24 protein-coding genes and 1 pseudogene are annotated in these 25,071 nt (G+C 68.0%); 15 read left to right on the top strand and 10 right to left on the bottom strand.

The genetic code is table 11. From position 1 onward, the window contains the following. The first annotated feature begins 4 nt into the window (after positions 1–4). On the top strand, positions 5–682 hold the full coding sequence (aztA, locus tag F5X71_RS14545) for a zinc ABC transporter ATP-binding protein AztA (RefSeq protein WP_174817070.1): 678 nt from the start codon (positions 5–7) through the stop codon (positions 680–682). A gap of 92 nt (positions 683–774) precedes the next feature. Then, the gene (locus F5X71_RS14540) at positions 775–1,287 is read left to right on the top strand and encodes a CAP domain-containing protein (RefSeq protein WP_167462437.1); all 513 of its coding nucleotides are present in this window, start codon (positions 775–777) and stop codon (positions 1,285–1,287) included. Positions 1,288–1,387: 100 nt separating this feature from the next. Here the strand turns inward: F5X71_RS14540 and F5X71_RS14535 are convergent, their stop codons facing one another. The 5 genes from F5X71_RS14535 to F5X71_RS14515 all read right to left on the bottom strand — a co-directional run bounded on the left by F5X71_RS14535 (position 1,388) and on the right by F5X71_RS14515 (position 6,842). Continuing rightward, positions 1,388–1,567, bottom strand: a complete 180-nt coding sequence (locus tag F5X71_RS14535) for a hypothetical protein (RefSeq protein ID WP_167462436.1) — start codon at positions 1,565–1,567, stop codon at positions 1,388–1,390. Positions 1,568–1,831: 264 nt separating this feature from the next. Further along, positions 1,832–3,163 (bottom strand): UDP-glucose dehydrogenase family protein, encoded by a 1,332-nt coding sequence (locus F5X71_RS14530; protein WP_167462435.1) that lies wholly within the window; start codon positions 3,161–3,163, stop codon positions 1,832–1,834. Between the two features lie 26 nt (positions 3,164–3,189). Beyond that, positions 3,190–4,332: a hypothetical protein gene (locus F5X71_RS14525; protein ID WP_238815890.1), complete on the bottom strand. Its 1,143-nt coding sequence runs from the start codon at positions 4,330–4,332 to the stop codon at positions 3,190–3,192. A gap of 70 nt (positions 4,333–4,402) precedes the next feature. Next, positions 4,403–5,422, bottom strand: coding sequence for a Gfo/Idh/MocA family oxidoreductase (locus F5X71_RS14520; RefSeq protein WP_167462433.1), 1,020 nt, complete (start codon positions 5,420–5,422; stop codon positions 4,403–4,405). A 1-nt stretch (position 5,423) separates the two neighbouring features. Further along, positions 5,424–6,842: an FAD-dependent oxidoreductase gene (locus F5X71_RS14515; RefSeq protein ID WP_238815889.1), complete on the bottom strand. Its 1,419-nt coding sequence runs from the start codon at positions 6,840–6,842 to the stop codon at positions 5,424–5,426. Between the two features lie 546 nt (positions 6,843–7,388). On the opposite strand from F5X71_RS14515, the gene F5X71_RS14510 reads away from it, so the two are divergent. Together F5X71_RS14510 and F5X71_RS14505 are read left to right on the top strand one after the other, a co-directional pair. Continuing rightward, a complete protein-coding gene (locus tag F5X71_RS14510) occupies positions 7,389–8,417 on the top strand; it encodes an XRE family transcriptional regulator (RefSeq protein WP_167462432.1) in 1,029 nt (342 codons plus the stop codon). Between the two features lie 194 nt (positions 8,418–8,611). After that, a complete protein-coding gene (locus F5X71_RS14505) occupies positions 8,612–10,096 on the top strand; it encodes a phospholipase D-like domain-containing protein (protein WP_167462431.1) in 1,485 nt (494 codons plus the stop codon). Here the strand turns inward: F5X71_RS14505 and F5X71_RS14500 are convergent. Beyond that, positions 10,047–11,174 carry a sensor histidine kinase gene (locus tag F5X71_RS14500; protein WP_275106801.1) on the bottom strand — a complete coding sequence of 376 codons (1,128 nt, stop codon included), beginning with the start codon at positions 11,172–11,174 and terminating at the stop codon, positions 10,047–10,049. The genes F5X71_RS14505 and F5X71_RS14500 overlap by 50 nt on opposite strands. Before the next feature lie 16 nt (positions 11,175–11,190). Beyond that, positions 11,191–11,874: a response regulator transcription factor gene (locus F5X71_RS14495; protein ID WP_167462429.1), complete on the bottom strand. Its 684-nt coding sequence runs from the start codon at positions 11,872–11,874 to the stop codon at positions 11,191–11,193. A 99-nt stretch (positions 11,875–11,973) separates the two neighbouring features. On the opposite strand from F5X71_RS14495, the gene F5X71_RS14490 reads away from it, so the two are divergent. The 3 genes from F5X71_RS14490 (at position 11,974) to F5X71_RS14480 (ending at position 15,240) form a co-directional block, all read left to right on the top strand. After that, positions 11,974–12,564: a M15 family metallopeptidase gene (locus F5X71_RS14490; RefSeq protein ID WP_238815888.1), complete on the top strand. Its 591-nt coding sequence runs from the start codon at positions 11,974–11,976 to the stop codon at positions 12,562–12,564. A 56-nt stretch (positions 12,565–12,620) separates the two neighbouring features. Then, positions 12,621–13,889: a DoxX family protein gene (locus tag F5X71_RS14485; protein WP_167466466.1), complete on the top strand. Its 1,269-nt coding sequence runs from the start codon at positions 12,621–12,623 to the stop codon at positions 13,887–13,889. Positions 13,890–14,028: 139 nt separating this feature from the next. Continuing rightward, positions 14,029–15,240 (top strand): PucR family transcriptional regulator, encoded by a 1,212-nt coding sequence (locus F5X71_RS14480; RefSeq protein ID WP_167462427.1) that lies wholly within the window; start codon positions 14,029–14,031, stop codon positions 15,238–15,240. Positions 15,241–15,251: 11 nt separating this feature from the next. Here F5X71_RS14480 and F5X71_RS14475 read toward each other — a convergent pair whose 3' ends face one another. Beyond that, positions 15,252–16,337: an S-(hydroxymethyl)mycothiol dehydrogenase gene (locus tag F5X71_RS14475; protein ID WP_167462426.1), complete on the bottom strand. Its 1,086-nt coding sequence runs from the start codon at positions 16,335–16,337 to the stop codon at positions 15,252–15,254. Positions 16,338–16,518: 181 nt separating this feature from the next. Beyond that, positions 16,519–16,965 carry a MarR family winged helix-turn-helix transcriptional regulator gene (locus F5X71_RS14470; RefSeq protein WP_167462425.1) on the bottom strand — a complete coding sequence of 149 codons (447 nt, stop codon included), beginning with the start codon at positions 16,963–16,965 and terminating at the stop codon, positions 16,519–16,521. Between the two features lie 69 nt (positions 16,966–17,034). Between F5X71_RS14470 and F5X71_RS14465 the strand changes: the two genes are divergently transcribed. From F5X71_RS14465 to F5X71_RS14450, 4 genes are all read left to right on the top strand, one after another. After that, positions 17,035–17,409, top strand: coding sequence for a cupin domain-containing protein (locus F5X71_RS14465; RefSeq protein WP_167462424.1), 375 nt, complete (start codon positions 17,035–17,037; stop codon positions 17,407–17,409). A gap of 32 nt (positions 17,410–17,441) precedes the next feature. Beyond that, positions 17,442–17,816, top strand: a complete 375-nt coding sequence (locus tag F5X71_RS14460) for a cupin domain-containing protein (RefSeq protein WP_167462423.1) — start codon at positions 17,442–17,444, stop codon at positions 17,814–17,816. A gap of 175 nt (positions 17,817–17,991) precedes the next feature. Continuing rightward, a complete protein-coding gene (locus F5X71_RS14455; RefSeq protein ID WP_167462422.1) occupies positions 17,992–18,744 on the top strand; it encodes an SDR family oxidoreductase in 753 nt (250 codons plus the stop codon). A gap of 27 nt (positions 18,745–18,771) precedes the next feature. After that, on the top strand, positions 18,772–19,095 hold the full coding sequence (locus F5X71_RS14450) for a nuclear transport factor 2 family protein (protein WP_167462421.1): 324 nt from the start codon (positions 18,772–18,774) through the stop codon (positions 19,093–19,095). A gap of 40 nt (positions 19,096–19,135) precedes the next feature. On the opposite strand, the gene F5X71_RS14445 is transcribed toward F5X71_RS14450, so the two are convergent. Further along, on the bottom strand, positions 19,136–20,047 hold the full coding sequence (locus F5X71_RS14445) for a LysR substrate-binding domain-containing protein (protein ID WP_167462420.1): 912 nt from the start codon (positions 20,045–20,047) through the stop codon (positions 19,136–19,138). Between the two features lie 70 nt (positions 20,048–20,117). On the opposite strand from F5X71_RS14445, the gene F5X71_RS14440 reads away from it, so the two are divergent. From F5X71_RS14440 to F5X71_RS14425, 4 genes and pseudogenes are all read left to right on the top strand, one after another. Beyond that, positions 20,118–20,558 carry a DoxX family protein gene (locus F5X71_RS14440; RefSeq protein WP_167462419.1) on the top strand — a complete coding sequence of 147 codons (441 nt, stop codon included), beginning with the start codon at positions 20,118–20,120 and terminating at the stop codon, positions 20,556–20,558. Between the two features lie 56 nt (positions 20,559–20,614). Next, a complete protein-coding gene (locus tag F5X71_RS14435) occupies positions 20,615–21,190 on the top strand; it encodes a TetR/AcrR family transcriptional regulator (RefSeq protein ID WP_167462418.1) in 576 nt (191 codons plus the stop codon). Next, positions 21,187–22,607 (top strand): annotated as a pseudogene (locus F5X71_RS14430) (FAD-dependent monooxygenase). The gene F5X71_RS14435 and the pseudogene F5X71_RS14430 overlap by 4 nt, the downstream one beginning before the upstream one ends. Positions 22,608–22,635: 28 nt before the next feature. Next, positions 22,636–25,062 carry a molybdopterin oxidoreductase family protein gene (locus tag F5X71_RS14425; RefSeq protein ID WP_167462416.1) on the top strand — a complete coding sequence of 809 codons (2,427 nt, stop codon included), beginning with the start codon at positions 22,636–22,638 and terminating at the stop codon, positions 25,060–25,062. The last annotated feature ends 9 nt before the right edge of the window (positions 25,063–25,071 follow it).

Raw genomic sequence — 25,071 nt, 5'->3', positions numbered from 1 at the left:
TGTGATGTCCCCTACTCCCGACCCCATCGCGATCCGGCTGCGCGGGTTGTTCGCCGGCTATCCCGGCCGCGCCGTCCTGCACGACGTGAGCGCCGACATTCCCGCGGGCAAGGTCACCGCCCTGGTCGGGCCGAACGGTTCCGGAAAGTCGACGCTGCTCGCCGTCCTCGCCGGGGTGCTCGCGCCGACCGCGGGGACGCTCTGGCACACCTCGCAGCACCGTCCCGCGTACGTGGTGCAACACACGAGCGTGCCGCCGACGCTGCCGATCACCGTGCGCGAGACGGTGCGCATGGGACGGTGGGCGCATCGCGGCCCATGGCGACGGCTGACCCGGGCCGATCGCGGCATCGTCGACGACTGCCTCGTCCGCCTCGACCTCGCCGATCTGGCCACCCGCCGGCTCGACGACCTGTCCGGCGGTCAACGGCAGCGCGTTCTGCTCGCCCGCGCCCTCGCCCAAGAAGCGGAGGTGCTCCTCCTCGACGAGCCCGCCGCCGGCCTGGATTCCCGTACCCAGCAAGCGATCTCACAGATCCTGCGCGACATCAGCGCCACCGGCGTGACCGTCGTCCAAGCGACCCACGACCCCGACGAAGCCGCCCGCGCCGACCATCACCTCACCCTCCGCACCGGCAAACTCCTCCCCCTCGAGCACACCCGCCGATCCGACAGCGCCTAGCGTGCCGCCCAGCCGGGGCCGAGGGGTTGACCTGGGGAAACGAGTAGTCGACTACTCGGGTGGGCTGCTATTTCCCGGCGAACCATGACGGGATGAAGTATCGAATCATTACCGCGCTCGGGCTGGCCGCAGTCTCGAGTGTCGCGCTCACCGCATGTCCGGGCACGTCCAGTGTGCCGGGCTCGAATCTGCTCGATCTGATCAATCAGAGGCGGGCGGCCGTGCACTGCGACCCGGTGTCGGGGGACGATCAGTTACGGGTCGCGGCCGAACGGCACGCCGTCGATATCCGGGACCATCCGGAACACTTCGGGCCGCCTGGAACGGATCCACCGCTGGCCGACATCCACACGGGCACCGACAACACCGACGGCGGGGCACGGATCACCGCGGCGCGCTACGCCCCGTTGGTCCGCTGGGGCGAGATCATCTACTGGGCCGGCGGACCACCGGGAAACACCCCGCAAGCCACCGTCGACTGGTGGATGCAGAGCGACGGCCACCGGCCACATATCGAGAACTGCGCCTATACCCACGCCGGCATCGGACTCCTCTACCCCGGCGGCACCCAGTGGATCGCGGTGGTGGACTTCGCCTCCCACTGACCACACCGCGAACCCGCGCGGCTTGGCCAGGCACTATAGCGCGGCGGCGTTCCGGATCTGCCCAAACCCGTTGCGCGAAAATTGATCCCGGTGGCTCACGCTAGAGAACGGGCCCGAGCGGGCGCGGATTCGCGTCCAGGCACAGGGCGAGCATGGTCACCAGGCCCACGCCGGTGGTGAGCAGGACCGCCGCGGCTATGTCGATCAAATAGTGCTGGCCGAGGACAATTCGGCTCGCCAACGTGGGAATGGGCGCGATCAGGGCGACAACCGTGAGCACTGTGCGCGGTGGGAGCCAGCTGCGCGCAGAGCACGATGGTGGCGAAGGCGATGGTGACCGCGATGACGCCATGCCCGCTGGGATAGGTCCAATCCGCGGCTGGCAACGGCGGCCCCGGTCGTTGAAAGACGCTCTGTGACAGCGCCGTTGCCGCGCAGCCCGCCAGGAGAACCGCTGCGAGCGCCAGGTTGCGGCCGCACCGTGCACCTCCGGGAGAACCCGGAAATCCGGTTGGCCCGGAACCTGGGTTCCGGGCCGTCCGGATCAGCCGGCAAGACCCAGATCGGTCAGCTTCCGACTGGCTCGGCCGACGCGTTCACACGACAGACCCGCCAGGTGAAGGACGATGGGGTCCAAGTGGTTTCGCGTGTCGATGACGGAACGGCCGTCGAGCAGGCAGGCGACTCGCTTCCAGTCGAGGTCGCGGAACTCGGGCCACTCGGTGAGCAGCATGACCGCCGCCGCGCCATGCGCCGCGTGGTAGGCGGTCTCCATGACCCGCACCCGACCGGTGACGCCGGGCACCGCGTCGCGCACGCTCGGATCGTAGGCGCGCACGTCCGCACCCTCGGCGGCCAGCCGCTCCGCGATCGCCAACGCCGGGGAGTCCCGCAGGTCGTCGGTGCCGGCTTTGAAGGTCAAGCCGAACATGCCGATTCGCGCCCCGGCCAGGCTGCCGCCGACCGCCGAACGCACCTTGTCCACGACGAGCTCGCGCTGGCGGGCGTTGGTGTCGATGGCCGCCCGCAGCAGCGGGAACTCGCAACCGACCGCCTCCGCCGAACGCAGCAGGGCGTGGGTGTCCTTGGGCAGACACGATCCGCCCCACCCCGGGCCCGGACGGAGGAACTGGTTACCGATGCGCTGGTCGTAGCCCATGCCCGCGGTGACGTCGCCGATATCCGCACCGAAGGATTCGCACAACTCCGCGATGGCGTTCACGTAGGACAGCCGCGTGGCCAGGTAGCAGTTCGCCGCGTATTTGATCAGCTCCGCACTCGCCGCACCGGTCACCAGCACCGGGGCAGCGAGCCGGTCGTACAGCGCCGCGACCTTGTGCGCCGCTTCGGGATCGCTCGAGCCGACCACGATCCGGTCGGGATTCAGGAAGTCGCTGACCGCCGATCCTTCGCGCAGGAACTCGGGGTTGGAGACGACCGAGACGTCGTCCCGGTCGATCAGCCCGTTGATCCGCACCGTGCTCCCGACGGGCACCGTCGACTTGTTCACCACGACACAGCCCGGCGCCAGCTGGTGGCGCACCTCCGCGATGACGGACTCCAACGTGCTCAGGTCCGCGGCACCGTCGGCGCCCATCGGGGTCGGCACGCACAGGATGACGAACTCGGCGCCGGTGACCGCCGCGCTCGCGCCGAGCACGAAGCTCAGTCGCCCGGCGGCCAATCCGTCCACGACCAGTTCACACATCCCCGGTTCCGCGATGGTGGAGGCACCGCCGGACAAGGTTTCGATCTTCGCCGGATCGACGTCCGCGCACACCACGCGATGTCCCAGCGAGGCCAAGCACACCGCCGTCGTCAGTCCGACGTAGCCGGCGCCGATGACAGCGATATCAGAATTGAACACAGCATTCATCTCCTTGCTCATGCGAACGGGCGATTTCAGAGCGGGATCGCCCGAATGCCTTGGTATGGAGCGTCTTTCCCCAGATAGTCGACAGTCTCGAACAAACCGACCGCGTCCATCGGGAAGCGCGCGCCCGCCTCGGCCGCGAATATGCACGGCTGGATCGTCTTTCGTTCCGAGGCGCCGGAACCGCCGCTCTTACGAATGTGTTTGTGCGTGTGGATCAGGATGGGCATGAACCCACCGCCGAGGAAGGACCCGCTCTGCAGGATCGCGCCGCCGACGCAGTCGATCACCAAACCCTTGCCGAGGATGGCGTCGCGGCCCTGGTAGTAGTAGGACGGCGTGGCGAGCGTGCCGTGCTCGACATGGAAGACACCGGCCGAGAGCCCGATGATCGAGCGCCCGCCGGTCCGCAGCACGGACCGGTAGAAGTCGACCAGGATCGGCCGCACCTTCGCGTCCGGCAGCTTGAATTCCGGGCACAGCAGCACGATGCGCATCAGTTCCGCGAGCGTGATCCCGGCGCCGCCCGGCCCGGGGAACTCCTGATCCCACGGCACCAGATAGTCCGCCGCCTCGACCATGCTCGTCCCGGCATCCTCGACGATCAGCCGTTCGGCGTCGGTGCTCGCGGGCGCGACCGAGGTCTTGCCGAGGACTCGTCCCGCGAGCAGATACCTGCTCTCCAGCGTCTTCGCGGTGCTGGCGGTGATCAGTAGATCGATGCGTTCCCGCGCGGTCTCCGGAATGTCGAACAGGTGATCGATGCCGTCGGTGGGCACGTTGATCTTCGCCTCTAGGGTGCGCGCGGGCAGCGGCTGATACGCGGCCACCACCTCTTCGAGCGCCGCGGCGTACTCCCCCGGTCCGAGCCGCCGCAGCTCCTCGGCGGCCAGCGCTCGATAGTCGTAGGGAATCGCGGTCGAGGTGGACAGCACCACACCGGCCAGCAGTGCCCGGTGCCGGTCGTCGTCCAGCGATTCCGCGGCCAGTTCCAGCGACAGGTACGGCGACCGCTCACCGGACTTGTGGACCCAGCTCACGGCGAAGGGGTGCTCGAACCGGCAGAGTTGCGAGAACAATTGGTAGGCAGTGTCTTCGGACTTGATCCAGGTGGCGACCCGGGTGCGGGCCCCGGCCGCGTCGGTGACTTCGGCAAGCATGTCGGGCGCCACGCGCAGGAGCTTCGAAACTTCCTCGATGGTTTGCATTTCGGTGTGCCTCTTTCGATCTTGTGATTTGTGCTCAGATATTGATGAATCGACTACCGAGAGCCGCCATGAACCGATGCTCCGGAAGTCGCATCGGGGGCACGGGTGTCACGGTGCCGCACAACAGATCCAGTTGGATGAGCAGCCCCTCCTTGAAATGGTTTCCGCAGAGCGTGAATTGCTGCCGCATGACGGCATCACGGATATAGACGGCGTGCAGGTTCTTGTAGTCGTGCGCGACGCCGAAGTGCGGCTCGAATACCAACGTCACATGCCTGCCGGAGGCGAGTTCCACATCGGCGAAGCGATAACGGAATTCGGCGCCGTAGGGCACCAGCGAGTGCCGCAGGCAGTCGCGCGCCAGGTCACCGGGGAAAGCGAAGCCGGCCAGGTCGGCGTGCCCGATATCGCCCTTGGACGAGGCGTAGAGCTCGATCTCGGGCAGGTCCGTCGCCCTCGTGCGCACCCGCATCTCGGGTGTGATCGAGACGGGCTCGGTGCGCAGATACCGCCGATACCGCTCGGGCGGGAGAATCGAGCGCAGAATGCTCAGCATGTGGAAGAACTCGTAGCCCGCCTCGCCGTATCGCGTGTCGACGAATCTGCCGTTCGCGATGTCGTGCTCGCGGTTCTTGGTGAACTCGATGGTGATCTTCTTCGGCTCGTCCGCTCGGCCGAATTCCCGGACCGACTCGGCGAACTGGCGGACCGCCGCGCTGTAGGCGTAGACGTCGTTGACGATGATGCGTGCCTGCGGGTATTGCCGGCCCAGCCTGGCGAGGTCGGGCAGTTCGGCGGGATAACAGGCCGGCTTCTCGAGCAGGATGCGCGCGTCCGGCCTGCCACGCAGGATCTCGGTGACCACCGGAAGATGGGTGGCCGTCGGGGTCGCGACCACCCACGCCGCCACCTCCGACGGGTCCGGTACCGCTGCCAAGTGATCGAAATCCGCGCCACCGCGCCGATCGACGGTGACCACCTCGTGCCCTGCCTGTCCGAAGTACTCGGCGTGCCGCGCGCCGATCATGCCCAAACCGATTACCGCGATGCGCATGTCAGACCGCCTCGGCACGCCGGGCGTACTCGGCCGCATTGGTGCCCGCCGCGCGGCCGAGTACCGCGCCCGCCATCAGCCCGGTGCCCGCCGGATATCCCTGGTCGTAGAGCCCGCCGACGATCACCCCCGCGGCATAGAGTCCGTCGATCGGTTCCCCGCCGCCGCGCACCTCGGCCTCCTCGGTCACCGAGAGTCCGCCGTAGGTGAAGGTCAAGCCGGCGACCACCGGGACGAAAAGGTAAGGCGGCGTGTCGATATGCGTGACCGCGTGCTCGTCACCGTTGAGCCGATCGACCTCGTCGCGCAGTGCGCCCGCATCGATGGAAAGCTGCCGAGCGCCGTCCTCGAGCGAGGGGGTGATGAGCGACGCCGGGTCACTGAAATAGCTGTCGGGCAGCCCACCCGCGTTGATCACCTTGCTGTCGAAGATCTGGAAGGCGATCTTGCCTGGCTGTTCCATGATCTTCTGCCCGAGCGTGACATAGGCCAGATTGCTGTACTCGGCGCATTCGTCGAAGAAGCGCCGACCGCCCCGGTTGACGACGATGCCGCGCGGGAAGGCATAGCGGGTCAGCTCATGCGATCGCGACATCTGGCCGGGCAACAGGTAACTGGGCAATCCGATGCCCTGCGGCGTGGTGTGGCACTTACGCCAGTTGCCCGCGGTGTCCGCGCCCAATGCGATAGCGGCGGCCATGGGGAGTCCGTCGTTGAACGGCACGCCACGCAACTTCACATCGCGCCAGTGACTGCCCAGGTGATGTCCGCGCAACTGCGCGTTGCCCTCGAAGCCGCCGGACGCGAGGATCAGCGCGTCGCAGACGAGCGGGAACGCCGAGCCGGAACCGAGCAGCCGGTACTTCCCGGCCGTGGCGGGTTCTATACCGGTTACCTGGTTCTCGTAGTAGACGACGCCGCCGAGCCGCTCGTACTGGTCGAAATTGCGGTCCTGCAGGCCCTGACCGCCGCCGTCGAATACCACCGGAACATCGCCGGGCAGCGGGTTCTGGCGCGGCACCCAGCGCTGACCGAGCCCGTGCATCCAGGAGAGCGCGCTGTTGGCCCGATGAATGATCGACTCGATGAGTGCGGCATCCACCTGGCTGCCCGAAACACGCAGCCAGTCGTCGAGGTAGTCGTCCTCGGTGTACTCGCGCCGCCCGGCGAGCAGTGCCTCGACCCGGCGCTCGTCGGCCTCGTCGAGCAGCGCGGCGATGTAAGACCGGTCGTGCCAAGGGAACCGCACGCTCTTGGTCAACGCGCTGTTGCCGCCGCGCAGGTCCTTCGGCGCGGTTTCGAGGACCACGACCGAGTCCGCGCCTGCCTGCAGCGCCGCGATTCCCGCACACAGGCCAGCATTTCCCGCCCCGACGACAACGACCTGCCATTCGTGATGAATACTTGCTCGGGCATTCACGCAGAACCCTCCTTTTTGTCGAATCCCCCAGGGCAGCAGGCTGCCGACGATGATTGCGAATCCCCCGTGCGGGTAAATCCCGGACGAACCCGCGACGATCCCTTTCGGTTAACCGTCGCAAACTGGTCGTCCCAGTCTTGCCTCGACTGTGCAGTCCGCCAAGAGTTTTCGCTGTTCAGGCCGCGTTCGGAACGATCGTGGGCTGTTCGCGAACAGGCTCGAACACCCGCCGGCCGCACGGCCGGTGCGGCTGCCAGCGGCGACGCGACCGACCGGCGCGACACCGCACGCCGTGTACGAAACCGGTCACGAACGAGTGTTCAACCCGCACTGTGCATTCCCCACACAACACGGGCACGACGAGCTCGTCGGCCGGCGCCCGCGCGTACCGCCGACCCGGCACCGCGCGGAAAAACAAGCCGTGCAGCGCATTTGCGACACACGGCGCAGTGGCCACGTGGGAGTTCGGCGCAATCGCTTGCGCTACAACCTGATCGACCCCCTAAGGGGTGCTCATCTGGGGGAGACCGTTCCGAAACTTCTGCCATGCTGGAAGCTATGGAGCGAGCGGAGGAGGGTGGGCCCGCCCTATCGTCGACTGACCTACCTGAGCCGGGCGGGGCCGGCTCTCCCAAAGAATTCATCGCCGCATTGCGGCTGTTGAAGGCTTGGTCCGGGTTGGCCTACCGGCAATTGGAAGGCAAGGCCGCGGCGTCCGGGGATGTGCTGCCGTCCAGCACGATCGCGACCACACTCGGGCGCGACACCCTGCCGAGGGAAAGGTTCGTCATCGCGTTCACCCGGGCGTGCGGACTCGACGGCGACCAGATCAAGAAGTGGCTCGATGTCCGGCGGTATCTCGCGATGCGCGTGCAGTCGCCGATCCGCGTTGTCACCGAGAGCGTGCCAGCCGACGAGCCGGATCCGCCCGCCGAGCCAACGAAAGCGGAACGGCGAAAACATGTTTCGGTATGGATGTACCTGATCGGCCTCACCGTGGCCGCGGTGATCGGCATCGCGGGGACACTGGCCGTGCAGTACTGGGTGTTGCACACGCACGACGACACGGTCCCCACGGTGAGCCAACCGCTACCGGGGCTGGCCCTCGCCGACGTGGGCAGCTGGGTACGCATCCAACCGGCTCGCACGCCTGAACTGTGCCTTGCCGAAGGGCGCGACCGCACCCAGCGCTACCCCACCGCCATCGCTGCTCAGCGCGTCTGTTCGTCGTCCTCGCCGCGGGTCTACCTCGACCCGATCGACGAGGGGACGGTCCAGATCCAATGGCACCACTCGAGATACGGCATCGGCTGCCTCACCGTCCTGACCGGCGGACCGGGCGACAACCTGCTCGAACCCCGAGACGACTGCTCCGACGACAATCCCGCCCAGCAGTTCCGGATCGAGCCGACGGGCCCCGCGAGCGCGGCCCGCTTCCGCATCCGCACCACCGCCACGAATCACTGTCTGGCGCTGCGTGGTCAAGACACCGCCGACGGCGCCGAGATCGTCCAGGGCCGCTGTTCAGGTGCCCGTGACCAGGAGTTCCTGATCCACCTGATCCCACCCGCATAAGGCATGCGAGCCCACAGATCCAGACATCGACATCCAGCACTGAACAGACCCCGGCACGAGCTTCGCCGTGGTTCTGGACGCTGGCGCGAGGGGCCGCTGTCTTGTCAGGGTGGCAGCGGAGGGGCCGGGGTGGCGGGGGCGCGCAGTACTGTGAAACGTCTACTCCTGGGCACGGAGGGAAGGAAGGGCGAGAGATGGACGACGTGCGACGCATCCTGACGCCCGGCGAGACCTGTTGGCGGATCGCGCGGGCCGAGCGGCTGGCGTGCATCGTCGACGCGGCCGAGTATTTTCGGCATGCCAAGTCCGCGATGTTGCAGGCGCGCAAGCGCATTGTGCTGATCGGGTGGGACTTCGATACCCGGATCAAGCTCGAGCCGCGCGAGCAGACCCTCGACGGGCCGAACCGGCTGGGCAAGTTCCTGTCCTGGCTGCCGAAGCAGCGCCCTGACCTCGACATCTACCTGCTGAAGTGGAATGTCGGCGCGTTCGCCGCGATCGGGCGCGGCATGACGCCGATCTTCGTCGTCAACTGGCTGACCGACCGACGGTTGCATTTGGAGATGGACGGCGCGCACCCGATCGGTTCGGCCCATCACCAGAAGATCGTGGTGATCGACGACGCGCTCGCGTTCTGCGGCGGCATCGACATGACCGTCGACCGCTGGGACACCAGCGACCACCTCGACGACAACCACTATCGCACCGAGCCGAACGGCCACCGGTACGGCCCGTGGCACGACGCGACCACCGCCGTGGACGGCGAGGCGGCGAAGGCGATCGGGGAACTGGCCCGATCCCGCTGGCAGGCGGCGACCGGTGAGCGGCTGGCACCGGTCGAGGAAATCGCCGGGGCGCAGCCGTGGCCCGACGGACTGGCGCCGACCATGCGCGCGGTGGACGTGGGCATCGCGCGGACGCTCCCTGAGCTCGCCGACCGCGCGGAGGTACGCGAGATCGAGACCCTATACCTGGCGGCGATCGCGAGCGCCACCCGGTCGCTGTACATCGAGAGCCAGTATCTGGCCTCCCGCACGCTGGCCGAGGCGATCGCCGCGCGGCTGCGCGAGCCGGACGGCCCAGAGATCGTGCTGGTGCTGCCGCGGCACGCCGACGGCTGGCTCGAACAACAAACGATGGACGGCGCCCGGCGGCGCCTGCTGCATCTGTTGTGGGAGGCCGACTCCGAGGGGCGGTTGGGCGTCTACTACCCCGTCACCGCGGCCGGTGCACCGATCTACGTGCACGCCAAGGTGCTCGTGATGGACGATCGGCTGTTGCGGGTCGGCTCGTCGAACCTCAACAACCGATCCATGGGCTTCGACACCGAATGCGATCTCGCGGTCGAGGTCACCCCCGACACCGCGGACGGCGCCGTACTGCGGCAGACCATCCTGGAGATCCGGCGCCAGCTGGTCTGCGAACATCTCGACGCCGACTCCGCGAAGTTCGACGCGACCCTCGCCGAGACCTCGTCGCTGCTGCGCACCGTCGAGGCCCTGCGCGGACCCGGCCGCACTCTGGTGCGCTTCGAGCCGGAAACCGTTGCGCACGAAGACAGTCCGCTGGCCGAGAACGAGCTGATGGACCCAGAACGCACCCCGCCGAGCCTCTGGGACCGTCCCGTGCTCAGCCGGGGGCTGCGCCGGTTGAAGGCGTCGGGCGCGGTGCGCTGGTAGGCAGCCGCGGCCGCGCGAACTGCTCGGTGGTGGGCAGCCGCACCATCACCGACAGCCCACCGTCGAGACGTGGTGCGAGGGTGAGTGTTCCGTGGTGGGCCTGGGTGATGCTGTTGGCGATCGCGAGGCCCAGACCGACGCCGGCGTGGTGCGCGCTGCGAACGCGCTGGGTGCCACGTTGAAACGGTTCGGTCAGCGTGGAAACCAGGCGCGGACTGAGTTTTTCGCCCGTGTTCTCGACGACGAGCAGCACCGCGTCGGGCATCGCGTGGGTGACGATCCACGCGGTACCGTCGGCGGGCAGGTTGTGCACGATCGCGTTGTGCACGAGATTGGTCACCAGTTGCAGCAGCAGAGCGTGGGAGCCGACGGTTCGCGCCACCGCACCGGAGGTGTCCAGGGTGACGTCGTGCTTTTCCGCAAGGGCCAGCAGCGTTTCCGAGGCCTCCTCGGCGAGGAGCGACAGGTCGACCTCTTCGCGGGTGAACGACCCCTGGTCGGCGCGGCTGAGCAGGAGCAACGCCTCGGTGAGATCGATGGCGCGCGTGTTGACGGCGTGCAGGCGCTCGACCAGTTCGTCGATGTCGCGGGTGTGATCGGTGCGCGCCACGTCGAGCAGTGTCTGCGTGATGGCGAGCGGGGTGCGCAGTTCGTGCGAGGCGTTGGCGGCGAAACGCTGCTGCTCGGCGACGTGCGCTTCGAGCCTGGCGAGCATGATGTCGAAGGCGTCCGCGAGTTCCCGGAACTCGTCTCGCCGCCCTGGCAGCCGGATGCGGTGCGACAGCGACGCATCGGCGGCCAGCCGGGCGGCGTCGGTGATGCGGGTCAGGGGGGCGAGCATATGGCCGGCGAGCAGCCAGCCGCCCGCGAGACCGAACAGCAACAGGAACAGCAGCACGCCGAGCGCGAACGGCGCGAAGGCCCGCAGTAGCAACCGGCGGTCGATCCAGAAACTGTCCGGGGTGTTGATCCAGCCGTCCGGCATGAAGTACAGGTAGAAGACCAACAGGGCCGCGAGCAGCAAAACGCCGGTGAGCATGAGGAACCCGGCGTAGCTGAGGGTGAACCTGAGGCGCACGCTCAAGCCGGGCGCCCTATTCACGGTCTCCCCCGTTCGCGCCGGCGTCGATCCGATACCCGACACCGGGCACCGTCGCGATGATCCAGGGCTCGCCGAGCCGTTTGCGCAGCGCCGAGACGGTGATGCGGACGGCGTTGGTGAACGGGTCGGCGTTCTCGTCCCACGCGCGTTCCAGCAGTTCCTCGGCGCTGACGACCCCGCCCTCGGCCGCGACGAGTACCTCGAGCACCGCGAACTGCTTGCGGGTCAGCGCGACATAGCGGTCGTCGCGGTAGACCTCCCTGCGGAACGGGTCCAACCGCAGGCCCGCGATCTCCCGCACGGGCGGCCTGCTGTGCGCGCGGCGGCGGTCGAGGGCGCGCAGCCGGAGCACGAGTTCTTGCAGCGCGAACGGTTTGGTGAGGTAGTCGTCGGCGCCGAGCCCGAATCCGCTCGCCTTGTCATCGAGCCGATCGGCGGCGGTGAGCATCATGATCGGCATGCCGCTGCCCGAGGCGACGATGCGCTGGGCGATCTCGTCGCCGGACGGGCCGGGGATATCCCGGTCCAGGACCGCGATGTCGTAGGTGTTGATACTCAACAATTCCAGCGCCGTATCGCCGTCACCGGCGATATCGGCGGCAATGGCTTCCAGGCGCAGGCCATCACGGATGGCTTCGGCCAAATAGGGCTCGTCCTCGACGATCAATACACGCATAGCGTCTCGATTCTTCCGATCAAGGCATATCGCGGGCATATCGAAAACCGCATACGCGTCGGCAACACCGCGTTGCCTTCACTGAAACCCATGAAATCCATGAAACCAGCCCGACGCGTTCGCGCGCGGATTCTGCTCGCCCTGCTAATCGTCGGCGCGCCGATCGCCGGCATCGCCTCCTACCACTCGCTCACCTCCATGACCTCGTCTGCCGCCAAGTCTCTCGGTGAGCAATTCCGTCCGCTCCGTCCGGCGCCGACGTTCGGCACGACCGTCTTCGACGACGACACGCCGTCGGTGGCCAATCTCGACCCCGAACTGCGCGCTGCCCTGCGCCGGGCCGCCGTGGACGCCGCGGCGGACGGTATCGAGTTCGTGGTCAACAGTGGCTGGCGTTCCGCACCGGAGCAGCGGCAATTGCTGCGGGAGGCGGTCGCGAAGTACGGCTCGGCCGACGAGGCCGCGCGCTGGGTGGCCACTCCCGAGACCTCCGCGCATGTCTCGGGGGACGCGGTGGACATCGGGCCGGTCGCGAGCGCGGCGTGGCTGTCCCAGCACGGCACCGCCTACGGACTGTGCCAGATCTACGACAACGAACCCTGGCACTTCGAACTTCGGCCCGAGGCCGTCCAATACGGCTGCCCGGCCCGCTACGCCGACCCCACCGAGGACCCGAGGATGCAGCGGTGATCACTACGGACGCACCGGCGACCGGCACCGATAGCGACTGGAAGCCGTTGTCCCGAATGATGTTCCGCTTCTGCGTTGTCTACTTCGGCTTGTATTGCCTGCTCGTCACGCCGATGTGGTTCCCGGTGCTCGGCCTGCTCAACCGCTGGACCCGGCACTACACCGGCCCGTGGCTGCCGCTGACCGACCCGGTCACCGGCTGGGTGGGCAGCACGGTCTTCGGCGTGGACGCGGTGCTGCGTCGGGACTCCGGCGCCGGCGACCAGATGGCTGTCTGGGTGCTGGTGTTCTGCCTGTTCGTCGTCGCGATGGTCGCCACCTCGATCTGGACCTTCTTCGAGCGCGCCGGTTCCTCGCCGCGGCTGCTCGCCTGGTTCACGCTGTTCGTTCGCGTGCTGCTGGCCGGGCAGATGGTGAGCTTCGGCTTCGCCAAAGTGTTTCTCTACCAGATGCCCGGTCCCGCCTTGGCGCAACTGCTGCGGCCCTATGGTGAGCTGAGCCCGGCCTCGGTGCTGTGGTTGCAGGTCGGTAGTTCGCATCCGTACGAAATGACACTCGGCGCAGTGGAGGTCGTGGCCGGGCTGCTGTTGTTCGTACCGAGGACCGCGGTGCTCGGCGCGGCATTGAGCCTGGCGAGCATGGCCCAGGTCCTGCTGCTGAACCTGACCTTCGACATTCCCGAGAAGCTGCTGGCCGGTCATCTGCTGCTGTTCTCGGTATTCCTGCTGGCGCCGTACCTGCGGCGGCTGATCGACGTGTTCGTGCGGCAGCGCGCGTGCGCGCCGCTGACCCAACCCGCGCTGTTCGCCGACGACCGGAGAAACCGCGTCGCGGTGTGGCTGCAGGTGGCCCTCGGCATCTGGATCGTGGTCGGAAGCGGCTTCGACGGTTGGACGGTCTGGCAGCGGCAGAACGACGCCGACCGGCCGAAGTCCGAGCTGTACGGCATCTGGGAGGTGCGGGAGTTCAGCGTCGACGGCCACCCGATACCCCCGCTGACCACCGATCCGAACCGTTGGCAGCGCATCGTCTTCGACGCTCCCGAAGCCGCGACCTACCAACGAATGAACGGCGAACTGGTCCCCGCCCGCGCCGAGTTCGGCCCCGACGCGCGGTTCGACCTCACCACCATCGACGAAAAGGCCGGGCAGCAAACACCATTCGCGACCCTGGCCGCCGACCGATCGGACCGGGACCACCTGGTGCTGCGCGGGCAACTCCACGATCGGCCCGTGGTGATCACTCTCGACCGCGTCGACCACGACGCCTTCACCTTGCGCAGCCGCGGCTTCCACTGGGTGCAGGACTATCCATACTTCCGCTGACGGCCAGACGCACCGATCGGTCGAATTCACTTCCGACTTTTGACCATTTGGCGTAGAGCACAACGTAACAGCCTGGATATCCGGGCAGCGATCGGCGTCACCCTTGACCAGTTGGCACCTTGTCGGGCACGCTCGGCGCATGAGCGCATCAGGTTCTGATGACGTAACGGCCTCGGTCCGCCGAATTACGGCGGCGTTGTCCGGTGAGCTGCCTGAGCTCACCGTCGAAATGGTGGAATTGATGGCCGACCAGGTGCCGGAATTGCGCGGACCTGATGTCGAAGAGCTCCTGCTGGCGCTCCTGCGCGCGAATATCGGCACACAGGTGGACCATTTGGCGCGCGGTGTCGCCCTGGAATTGTCGGCCCCCTCCGCCGAGGTCGTGCAGTTGACCAGGGCACTCGCGCACCGCCGCGTTCCGCTGCACGCGGTGCTGCGCGGCTTCCGGATCTGCACGCATTTCATGGTCGGGCGCTGGACCGATGCCGTCGCGGTGCACGGGGTGCCCGCGGCAGTGGCCGTCGATGTGATCAAATCCGGTATCACCGAGGCACTCGACCGCGCGGAGCTCGTCACCGAGCGGCTCGTCGAGGAATACCGCGGTGCGGATGAACGGCTCGCCCGGGAACGGGCGCTGGCGCGGGTAGAGGATGTGCGCCGCTTACTCTCCGATGCCGCGGTGGATGCCGCGGCCGCCGGAAATCGGTTGGGCTATCGGCTATCCGGGCGACATGTCGCACTTGTCGTGCGCGATCACACCGAGGGGCTGACGGCAGGCGGTGCGATCGACGCGGCGCTGCGTAAGCTCGTGCCCCCTGGCCATGGGCTCGCGGTGCGGGTCGATCTGCGCACCGCGTGGTGCTGGCTACCCAGCCCGCCCGACGACCCGGTGCGCGTCGCGGCGCCGGACGATTCGATTCTGGTCGCGATGGGTTGCCCGGCAACCGGATTGGACGGCTTCCGGCGCAGTCATCGCCAGGCCGTCGAGGCGATGCGCGTCGCCGAACTCGCGCACCGCCCACCGGGCACGGTCACCGCGTACGCCGACATCGATGTGGCCGCACTGTGTTCGAGCGATCCGGAGAGATGCCGCGAGTTCATCAGTACCCAGCTCGGCGGGCTCGGCGCCGACGATCCCGCGACCGGACGACTGCGCGACACCCTGCGCGCGTTCTACGCCGCCAACAGCAACTACCGCGCGACCGCCGCGCGGCTCGGGTTGCACCACAACACGATTCGCTATCGCCTGGAACAGGCCGAACACGTGCTCGGCCACCCGGTCGGCGAACGACGCCTGGCCGTCGAGCTGGCGCTGCATCTCGCGCACACGCTCGGCAGCGACGCCGCGTGAGGCGGTCGCGCTCACAGCAGCACGACCGAGCGCAGTACCTGCTCGTCACGTAACTTTCGAAACGCCTCCTCCACTCGATCGAGGGTGACGGTCTCGGTCACGTAGGCGTCCAGATCGAGCCTGCCCTGCCGGTACAGGCCGACCAGGAACGGAAAGTCCCGGGACGGAAGGCAATCGCCGTACCAGGACGATTTGAGCGATCCGCCGCCGACCCGCAGATCGAACAGCGGGATGTCCAGCACCACATCGGGCGTGGGAACGCCGAGCTGGACGACCGTGCCCGCCACGGCGCGGCTGTAGAAGGCCTGCTTCCAGGTCTCGAGGCGGCCGACCGCATCGATCACCACGTCGGCGCCGTAGCCGTCGGTGAGCTCCCGGATACGAGCCACCGGTTCCGTGGTTCGCGTGTCGACGAAGTGCGTGGCACCGAACTGCCGGGCCCAGTCCAGCCTGCGCTGATCCGAGTCGACCGCGATGATCTTCTCCGCCCCCGCGATGCCGGCCCCGGCGACGGCGGCGCTGCCGATCCCCGCACAGCCGATGATCGCGACGGTGTCGCCGCGCTCGACCGCCCCGGTCCACAGCGCGGCGCCCACCCCGGTCGCGATGCCGCAACCGATCACCGCGGCCGCCGCGGGCGCGATGTCCGGTTCGACCCTGGTGCACTGCCTGGCGTGCACGAGCGCCTTCTCGGCGAGCGCGCCGAGGCCGAGCACCGAGGTGAGCGGGGTGCCGTCGGCGAGCGTGCTCGGTGTGCCCGCGGTCAGCGGCGTGGAACAGTTCCACAGCTTGCCTTTTCGACACGCGCGGCAGCCGCCGCAGACGGCGCGCCAGTTGAGGATCACGAAGTCTCCGGGCGCGAGATCGGTCACGCCGGGACCGACGGACTCCACGGTGCCTGCGGCCTCGTGCCCGAGGAGATACGGGAAGTCTGCACCGACGATCCCGTCGCGATGGTTCGCGTCCGTGTGGCACACCCCGCACGCCTGTACGCGCACCACGACCTCACCGGGCCCTGGATCCGGCACCACGATCTCGGCCAGCTCGACGGGGGCACCCGCCGATTTGGCTACGACACCGACAACGGTCTGCGCCATGACGTCCTCCCGGGCCGATCGCCGTTTCCGCGGTTCACCCGTGACGTTACCGACGAAATCCGCCGGGACACGACGGACGACCGGTCGAAAGGCCGACGAGTTTTCGACCGATCGGCGCACGGCCCCGGGACGAGTCCTCCGACTTGGCGCCGGGAGCGTATGAGAGCCTGTCCGAGTGGCCTCAGAGGGGACGAAAAGTCCGGTCCCCCTGCGGATCCGCACCCTCGGCGATGATTTCGGTGAGCACGGCGCGCACGGTGGCGACGCGCTCCGCGCCGACCCGGGCCGCCAGTCGCCGCTCGTAGTCGGCGTGGAACTCCCTTGCCGTACGCAGCATGTCGCGCCCGCGGCCGGACAGGTGCACGATCTTGGCGCGCTTGTCGGCCGGGTCCGGCCGACGCTCGACATAGCCGTGCCGGACCATCTCGTCGACCACCTTCGCACCGCCCTGTGCCGTGATGCCCAGCTGCGCGCCCAACTGGCTTGCGGTGCGCGGGCTTTCCGCGAGGGCGCGGAGCACGTAGCCGTAGGAAGCCCCGGTCGGGTGGAAACCGCGTGCGGCGAGATGCTCGTGTAGCTGCCGCACGAACCCTTGATAGGCCTGTCCGAGCATGATCCCGAAATCCATCCTTGACGCTCCCTCTCCGATATGTTCAACTCTAGTTGAACACCTTAGTTGAAGATCCGGAGATACACCTTGCCACTCATCAAATCTGACGACGCCCCCACCTTCGAGGCCCCGCTCATGACCGCCGTCGGCCTCGCCGCACCGAGCCGGGGGTCCACCGAGAACAGCGTCTGGCGATTCACGCTGCACCCGGGCAATCCCGGGCACGCCCATGCCGTGTCCCGCGAGGAGATCTTCGTCGCCCTGTCCGGGCGCGCCCAGGTCACGATCGACGGCGCGACCCACGACCTCTGCGCGGGCGACGCGCTGATCGTGCCCGCACACACCGTTTTCCGTATCGCCGTGCCCGGCGACGAGCCGTTCGACGCCGTGGCGATCCTGCCGGTCGGCGCGTACGCCCAGGCGCCCGGCGGCGCGCCGATCAGCCCGCCGTGGGCCCAATAGCCCACTACGCCACCAGATTTCACAGGAGAGACATGCCCATCATCACCGCCGCGCAAGCGCCCCGCTTCGAGAACGACCACGCGAGCTTCATCGGCTTGGCCGCGCCAAGCCGTGGCGCGACCGAGAACTGCGCTTGGCGGCTGATCCTGAAGCCCGGCGTCGACGCGCCGCCGCACGCCCTCGACCGGGAGGAGATCTTCGTCGCGGTGTCCGGCGCGATGAACGTCACCATCGACGGCGAAACCCACACCGTCGCAACGGGAGACGCCCTTGTCGTGCCCGCGCACCAGCAGTTCGCCATGACCAACCCGCACGACGAACCGTTCGAAGCCATCGTGGTGCTGCCGGTCGGCGGGCACGGTCTCCTTCCGGGACAGCCGCCGATTACCGCCCCGTGGATGCGCTGAGGTAGCGATCCGAATTATCCGCTGCCGCAACAAAAGAACACCCCACGCGAATTCTGCCACGCCACCACAAATGCCGTTTGTGGACCCACCAATAATGTCTGTTTTCGTCGCCGCGCTATTCGCCATAGCGTTGATCAGGTCGACTGATGGGTACAAGCAGATCGGAGCTCGAAACGTGGTACAGAGTTTGCAGGGCAAGTCCGCTGTGGTCGCGGCGGGTGCGAAGAATCTGGGCGGGCTGATCAGCCGCACGCTGGGCGAGCGCGGCGTGAACGTGGTCGTGCACTACAACAGCGACAGCACCGAACCGGAAGCCGACAAGACCGTCGCCGCGATCGAGGCGGCCGGCGCCAAGGCCGTGAAATTCCAGGCGGATCTGACGGTGCCGGACAATGTGACACGGCTGTTCGCTGTCGCCGTCGACGCATTCGGCGGCGTGGATATCGCGGTGAACACCGTCGGAAAGGTCTTGCGCAAACCGATCGTCGAGACAACCGAGGAAGAGTACGACTCGATGTTCGCGATCAACGCCAAGTCCGCCTACTTCTTCCTCAAGGAGGCGGGCAAGAATCTCAACGACAACGGTCGCGTGGTCACCGTGGTCACCTCGCTGCTGGCCGCGTTCACCGACGGTTACTCCACCTACGCGGGCGGTAAGGCACCGGTCGAACACTTCACCCGGGCGGCCGCGAAGGAGTTCGCGCCCCGCCTGATCTCGGTGAACACGGTCGCGCCCGGCCCGATGGACACCCCGTTCTTCTACGGCCAGGAAACGCCGGAGCGCGTGGAGTTCCACAAGTCGCAGGCGCTCGGTAATAGCCTGACCAAGATCGAGGATATCGCCCCGCTGGTGGAATTCCTGGTCGGCGACGGCTGGTGGATCACCGGGCAGACCATTCTCGCCAACGGCGGATACACCACCCGCTGAGGCGAGACCGAGGGAAGGGGAACACCTGTGCCGGATAAACTCCCGCAGCCCGTCGAGCAACTGCTCGACGCGACCAATGCCGGAAACATCGACGCGTTTCTGGCCGGCTTCACCGCCGACGGCGTCGTCGACGATTGGGGACGGGAATTCCGTGGCCCCGCGGCGATCCGGCAGTGGAGCGACAACGAGTTCCTCGGCAAGCAGGTGACCCTCGAGGTCACCGGCAGCACCAGTGACGGCGCGGAGACAACCGTGGTCACTCAGGTCGGCGGCAACGGATTCAACGGACCGAGCACGTTCGTGTTCACCACCGCCGGTGACAAGGTTTCCCGGATGACCATCCGCGCCTGAACCGACGCGTACATGACCGGCCGCCGATCACGGCGGCCGGTCATTCGTCGTCCGCGCGCGTACCGAGCAGCAGGTCACGCACGTCGGACGTGGTGTGCGGCAACCACAGTGCCTGCGTCGCCGCCACCGGACCGTCCTTCAGCTCGATCACCCGTACTCGCCCGCCGAGGGCGGGCCCGGCGGGCGCGGTGACGACGGCGACGTGCTCGGTGCCGACCACCGCCGTCACCGGCGGCGTGCCCTGGATGTGGTTGACAGCGAACCGCGGCTCGAAACCGGCTCTGCGGCAGGTGCTGAGGATGAAGTCGGTGTAGTAGGACGCGCCCGGCGGCGCCCAGATGACGATCTGCTCCTCCTGCAGGTCACGCACCGTGACCGCGGCACGCTCGGCCAAACGGTGCGTCCCGGCGACCGCGACGCGCACCTGGTGATACGCGATCACCGCGGCCGCCAGATCGGGCGGACTCTCGACTCCGCGCCGCAGCGCGACATCGATCGTCCCGTCGTGCAAGGCGCGGGCGAGTTCGTCCGGGTACATCTGACGCACGGTGACCGACACGTCCGGCGCGCCCGCGCGCACGGGCGCGAGCAGATCGAAGACCTCGTCGGCGGTGATCGCCGGGGTGTGCCCGACGACGAAGGTGGGCTGCGCGCCGATCCCCGCCTCGTACGTGCGGCGATACAGCGCGTCCGACGCGGCCAGCAGCGCCCGCGCGCCGTCGCGGAGCACGCGCCCCGCCTCGGTGAGTACCAGCTGCCGGTTGCTTCGGTCGAAGAGCTCGACCCGCAGTTGCTTCTCCAACTGGCGCACGGAACTGCTCAACGCTTGCTGGGTGATGTGCAACCGCGCCGCCGCCGAGGTGAAGCTGGACAACTCCGCGACGGCCAGGAACTGGTGCAGCCGATGCAGATCCAGCAGCTTGCCGCCAGAGCCGGACTCAACTGAAACCATGCAGCCATGGTAAGGCGATGGCGCCGCGTCCCGGTGATGCTGGATATTCGCGGAAGGTAGCGTGCGAGCCATGAAGAACGGGTACTTCGGTGACGGCTGGCTCCTGGTCGCCCGGGTCAGCGTCGGGTTGATGTTCGCCAACAGCGGCTGGGGCAAGATCGCCGCTCCGGACCGTTTCCGCGCCGATTTCGAGGCATGGTCGGTGCCGCTGCCGAGCCTGGCCGCACCCGCGACGGCCTGGGCCGAACTGATTCTCGGCACACTGTTGCTGGCAGGGTTGCTGACCAGGGTCGCGGCCGCCGGGCTGGGGTTGACGATGGTCGGCGCGCTCTGGTTCTCGGTAGCACCGGGTGTCGCCGAGAAGTCGACGACGACCTTCGGCTTTCTCGGCAATTTCTTCTACGCCTCGGAGTGGCTGCTGATCCTGGTCTCGGCGGCGATCGCCCTGGTCGGCGCTGGCCGTTTCAGTGTGGACGCCGTACTCGGCCGCGACGGAACCCGGCGCGGTTGACGGCCGGAGCCAGATAATCCGCTGAAGTGTACGAAACGGTTTCGTACGCTTGGACGGTGATACGAGGACAACAACGGGTCGATGCGATCCTGGCGGCCACCTTGGACCTGGTCGCCGAACATGGCTATCCGGCCATGACGATGGACGCCGTCGCCGCGCGCGCCAACGCCAGCAAAGCGACCATCTATCGTCGCTGGCGCAACAAGGCCGAGCTGGTCAAGGCGGCGCTGGACGCCTTCGACGCCGACCACAACGCCGAGATCGCGGATACCGGCACGCTGCGCGGAGATCTGCTCGCCGTGCTGGAAGCGCTGGGCGGCAAGGCCTCCGAGGACTACCTGGCGATGATCGGCGGGCTGGTCGCCGCCACGCGGCACGACGCCGACCTCGCCGCGGCACTGCGCGAGCACGTCGAGAACGAGGAACTCTCCCCATTCCACGACGCGCTGCGGCGCGCGATGGATCGCGGCGAGCTGCCCGCGGCCACCGACGTCGATCTCGTCCACGATGTCGCCGAGGCGATGATCCTGCGCCAGACCCAATTCGGCACGGGGTTGGACGCCGCCTTCCGCACCCGTCTCGTCGACGATGTCCTGCTCGTGCTGCTGCGCCGCGGAGGAGCGAGCCGGTGACGATTGTGATTGTCGGAGCGGGACCGACCGGGCTCGCCTTGGCGTGCGATCTCGCCCGCCGTCAGGCACCGTTACGCATCGTCGACAAGGCACCGGGGATATTTCCGGCTCGCGCGCGAAGGGTTTGCAGCCACGCACGCTCGAGGTGCTAGGCGATCTCGGCGTGCTGGACGCGATACTCGCCGGTGGTGAACCCTTTCCGAAGTTCCGCCTCTACCAGGGTCAGGACGTGTTGTGGGAGCGGAGCGTGGCCGAAATACTCGGCACACCAACACTTTCGGCGTCGGACGCGATGCCCTTCACCGATCCGTGGCTGATTCCGCAGTGGCGGACCGAGGAGATCCTGCAACGCCGCCTGGTCGAATCTGGCGCGCGCGTCGAATGGAACACCGAGGTCCTCGAGATCGAGCAGAGCGCGGCGGGAGTCACGGCGCACACGACGAACGGCCCGATCGAGGCGGACTATCTGGTGGGCGCCGACGGCGGGCACAGCACCGTCCGCAAGCTGCTCGGTGTCGAATTCGCCGGGGACGCTTTCGAATCCGAACGAACGCTGATCGGCGATGTCCGCGCGTCGGGGCTCGACGGCCGGTTCTGTCATATCCTGACCGGGGGTGGCGATGTGAGCAACAGGTTCTCGCTGTGGAACCTCCCGGACAGCGAGTACTACCAGTTCGTCGCGTCGTTGCCGGCCGAGCAGAACCCGGAATTGACCCTGGACACCGTGCGACGGCTGTGTCTGGAGCGCTCCGGCCGCACGGACGTCGAGCTGTTCGATCTGCGCTGGATTTCGTTGTACCGGTTGAACGTCCGCATGGTCGATCGATACCGGATCGGCCGGGTGCTGCTCGCGGGCGACGCGGCCCACGTCCATTCCTCGGCAGGCGGCCAGGGACTCAACACCGGCATACAGGACGCCTACAACCTCGGCTGGAAGCTCGCGGCCGCGGTCGCCGGGACCGACCATGGGCTCCTGGAAACCTATGCGGCCGAACGGATGCCGGTCGCCGCGAACGTGCTCGGCCTGAGCTCGGCGCTGCATCGACAGGACTTCCGCGGCGCCACGACCGCACCGGCGATCCACCAGCTCGACATCTCCTACCGCGGCGGCCCGCTCACCCTGGACGATCGCCGTGATCCCGGCGACCTCCGGGCCGGCGACCGCGCGCCCGACGGCCGCCTGCCCTCCGGCACCACTCTTTTCGAAGCGTTCCGCGGGCCGCACCACACCCTGCTCGCCTTCGACGCCCCGATCCCGCGACTCGAGGTGCCCACACTGGCGCTTTCCCTCTGCGCGGGCTACGACGTCTCCCCCGGCACCTATGTGCTGGTCCGCCCCGACGGCTACATCGGCGCCATCACCGAGTCCGCGGCGGTCGTCGAGAGCTACCTGCGCGACCCGCTGGGCACTGTTTGAGATCGGTGTGCCCGGGTAGGACGCCGCCATGGCGACCAGTGATCGAATCGCCGAGCCATGGGGTGTGCGCACGCCGTACGGGCGTGGCGAGCCGTGGCCGGTGCGAACCGACATGTTCCTGGCCGACGGGGTTCGACCGGAGACCGTCGAACGATGGGTGCCCGCGGCGTCGATACTGCATTCCAACGGTGACGCGATGGAGATCGCGGTGCGGGCCGGTCGCATGGTCGGCGTGCGGGGACGAGCCACCGACCGGGTGAATCGCGGCAGGCTCGGCCCCAAGGACTTGTACGGCTGGCAGGCCACCCAGTCGGCGGATCGGCTGACCCGGCCGCTCATCCGCGTGGACGGACGGCTGGTCGAGACGGACTGGGACACCGCGATGGACCGGATCGTGCGACGCAGCCGCGAGCTGCTCGCCGGTCCGGGCCCCGAGTCGTTCGGGTTCTACACCAGCGGCCAGCTCTTCCTGGAGGAGTACTACACGCTCGCGGTGCTCGCGCATGGTGCCATCGGTACCCCGCACGTCGACGGGAACACCCGGTTGTGCACCGCGACGGCGGCCGAGGCGTTGAAGGAGTCGTTCGGCAGCGACGGCCAGCCCGGTTCCTACACCGACGTCGACCACGCCGACGCGATCGCGCTGTACGGGCACAATGTCGCCGAGACACAGACGGTCCTGTGGGCCCGGATGCTGGATCGGCTCGCCGGCGCTGACCCACCCGCCCTGCTGTGCGTCGACCCACGGCCGACCGCGGTCGCCGCGCACGCGACCGTCCATCTCGCGCCACTGCCCGGCACCAACTTGGCACTGATGAACGCACTGCTGCACGAGTTGATCGCACACGACTGGCTCGACCACGACTACCTCGCCGCGCACACCGTCGGCTTCGACGCCCTCGCCGACACAGTGGCGTCGTGGACGCCGGAACGAGCGGGCGCCGTCTGCCGGCTCGAGCCGCGCGAGATCCGGCAGGCGGCCGAATTGCTCGGCACCGCACCGCGTTTGCTCTCGACCGTGTTGCAGGGCGTCTATCAGTCGCATCAGGCCACAGCGGCAGCCGTTCAGGTCAACAATGTGCACCTGCTGCGTGGGCTGCTCGGCAAACCGGGTTGCGGCGTGTTGCAGATGAACGGGCAACCGACGGCGCAGAACACCCGCGAATGCGGTGCCGACGGCGACCTGCCCGGCTTCCGCAACTACGCCAATACCGACCATGTCGCGGAACTCGCCCGGCTGTGGGGCGTCGCGGCGCAGGACATCCCGCACGACGGACCGCCGACCCACGCGATGCGGATGTTCGAGCTGGCCGAGCAGGGCTCGTTACGCATGCTGTGGGTCTCGGCGACGAATCCCGCGGTGTCGCTGCCCGAATTGGCGCGCATCCGGCGCGTGCTGTCGCGGCCCGAACTGTTCCTGGTGGTCCAGGACATCTTTCGTACCGAGACCGCGGAGCTCGCCGACGTGGTCCTGCCCGCCGCGGCGTGGGGTGAGAAGACCGGCGTGTTCACCAATGCCGATCGCACCGTGCATCTTTCGGAGCGGGCGGTGCCGCCGCCCGGCTCGGCCCGCGCCGATCTGGACATCTTCCTGGACTACGCGCGCCGGATGGACTTCCGGGACACCGCGGGAAACATGTTGCCGCCGTGGACGAACGCTCAGGAGGCCTATGCGGCGTGGCAGCGGTGCAGCGCGGGACGTCCGTGCGACTACTCCGCGCTGAGTTACGCGCGGCTCCGCGACGGTGGCGTGCAGTGGCCGTGCACCGAGACCCGGCCCGATGGCACCGAACGGCTCTACGCCGACGCCCACTTCCCCACCGAACCCGACTACTGCGAGAGCTTCGGCAAGGACATCGGCACCGGCTCCCCCATCGACGAAAAGGACTATCGCGCTGACGATCCGGGCGGCCGGGCGATCATCAAAGCCGTCGACTACGAGCCGCCGGCAGAGCAGCCGTCCGCAGGGTATCCGCTCGTCCTGATCACCGGCCGCACCCTGTATCACTTCCACACCCGAACCAAAACCGCACGCGTGCGACAGCTGCAGGACGCCGCCCCGCAGGTTTGGGTCGAGCTGTCCGCCGACGACGCGGCACCGGCGGGCATCGCGGAAGGGGATCTGGTCGAGGTGTTCTCGGCGCGCGGCGCGGTCCGGGCCCGCGCGCGGATCACCGCGATCCGGCCCGGGGTCGTGTTTCTCCCGTTCCACTACGGTTACTTCGACGCGGACGGCGATCGGGACCGGGCCGCGAACGAATTGACCCGCACCGAAATCGATCCCGCGTCAAAACAGCCGCTGTTCAAGACCGCCGCCGCGGGTATCCGGCGCATCGAAGCAGGCTCCGGACCCGCGCCCGCGCCGACGAATACGGCATCGCGGCCGGTCGAGACGGCGCTGCCCGAAACCGTCGGTGGCCGAGCCGCGCTCGCCGAACACGAGGTCAGTGGGTGAGCCCTGTGC

Source organism: Nocardia brasiliensis (assembly GCF_011801125.1).
In the GTDB taxonomy this organism is placed as follows: domain Bacteria; phylum Actinomycetota; class Actinomycetes; order Mycobacteriales; family Mycobacteriaceae; genus Nocardia; species Nocardia brasiliensis_C.
Note: the sequence above shows the minus strand (reverse complement) of the source record. Positions and strands in the feature narration are given on the sequence as shown.

Excerpts from the sequence above, each read along its gene's own strand:
- aztA (WP_174817070.1), top strand. The coding sequence starts at position 5 with ATGTCCCCTACTCCCGACCCCATCGCGATCCGGCTGCGCGGGTTGTTC.
- F5X71_RS14540 (WP_167462437.1), top strand. The coding sequence starts at position 775 with ATGAAGTATCGAATCATTACCGCGCTCGGGCTGGCCGCAGTCTCGAGT.
- F5X71_RS14530 (WP_167462435.1), bottom strand. The coding sequence starts at position 3,163 with ATGAATGCTGTGTTCAATTCTGATATCGCTGTCATCGGCGCCGGCTAC.
- F5X71_RS14520 (WP_167462433.1), bottom strand. The coding sequence starts at position 5,422 with ATGCGCATCGCGGTAATCGGTTTGGGCATGATCGGCGCGCGGCACGCC.
- F5X71_RS14510 (WP_167462432.1), top strand. The coding sequence starts at position 7,389 with ATGCTGGAAGCTATGGAGCGAGCGGAGGAGGGTGGGCCCGCCCTATCG.
- F5X71_RS14505 (WP_167462431.1), top strand. The coding sequence starts at position 8,612 with ATGGACGACGTGCGACGCATCCTGACGCCCGGCGAGACCTGTTGGCGG.
- F5X71_RS14495 (WP_167462429.1), bottom strand. The coding sequence starts at position 11,874 with ATGCGTGTATTGATCGTCGAGGACGAGCCCTATTTGGCCGAAGCCATC.
- F5X71_RS14490 (WP_238815888.1), top strand. The coding sequence starts at position 11,974 with ATGAAACCAGCCCGACGCGTTCGCGCGCGGATTCTGCTCGCCCTGCTA.
- F5X71_RS14485 (WP_167466466.1), top strand. The coding sequence starts at position 12,621 with ATGATGTTCCGCTTCTGCGTTGTCTACTTCGGCTTGTATTGCCTGCTC.
- F5X71_RS14480 (WP_167462427.1), top strand. The coding sequence starts at position 14,029 with ATGAGCGCATCAGGTTCTGATGACGTAACGGCCTCGGTCCGCCGAATT.
- F5X71_RS14475 (WP_167462426.1), bottom strand. The coding sequence starts at position 16,337 with ATGGCGCAGACCGTTGTCGGTGTCGTAGCCAAATCGGCGGGTGCCCCC.
- F5X71_RS14470 (WP_167462425.1), bottom strand. The coding sequence starts at position 16,965 with ATGGATTTCGGGATCATGCTCGGACAGGCCTATCAAGGGTTCGTGCGG.
- F5X71_RS14460 (WP_167462423.1), top strand. The coding sequence starts at position 17,442 with ATGCCCATCATCACCGCCGCGCAAGCGCCCCGCTTCGAGAACGACCAC.
- F5X71_RS14445 (WP_167462420.1), bottom strand. The coding sequence starts at position 20,047 with ATGGTTTCAGTTGAGTCCGGCTCTGGCGGCAAGCTGCTGGATCTGCAT.
- F5X71_RS14440 (WP_167462419.1), top strand. The coding sequence starts at position 20,118 with ATGAAGAACGGGTACTTCGGTGACGGCTGGCTCCTGGTCGCCCGGGTC.
- F5X71_RS14425 (WP_167462416.1), top strand. The coding sequence starts at position 22,636 with ATGGCGACCAGTGATCGAATCGCCGAGCCATGGGGTGTGCGCACGCCG.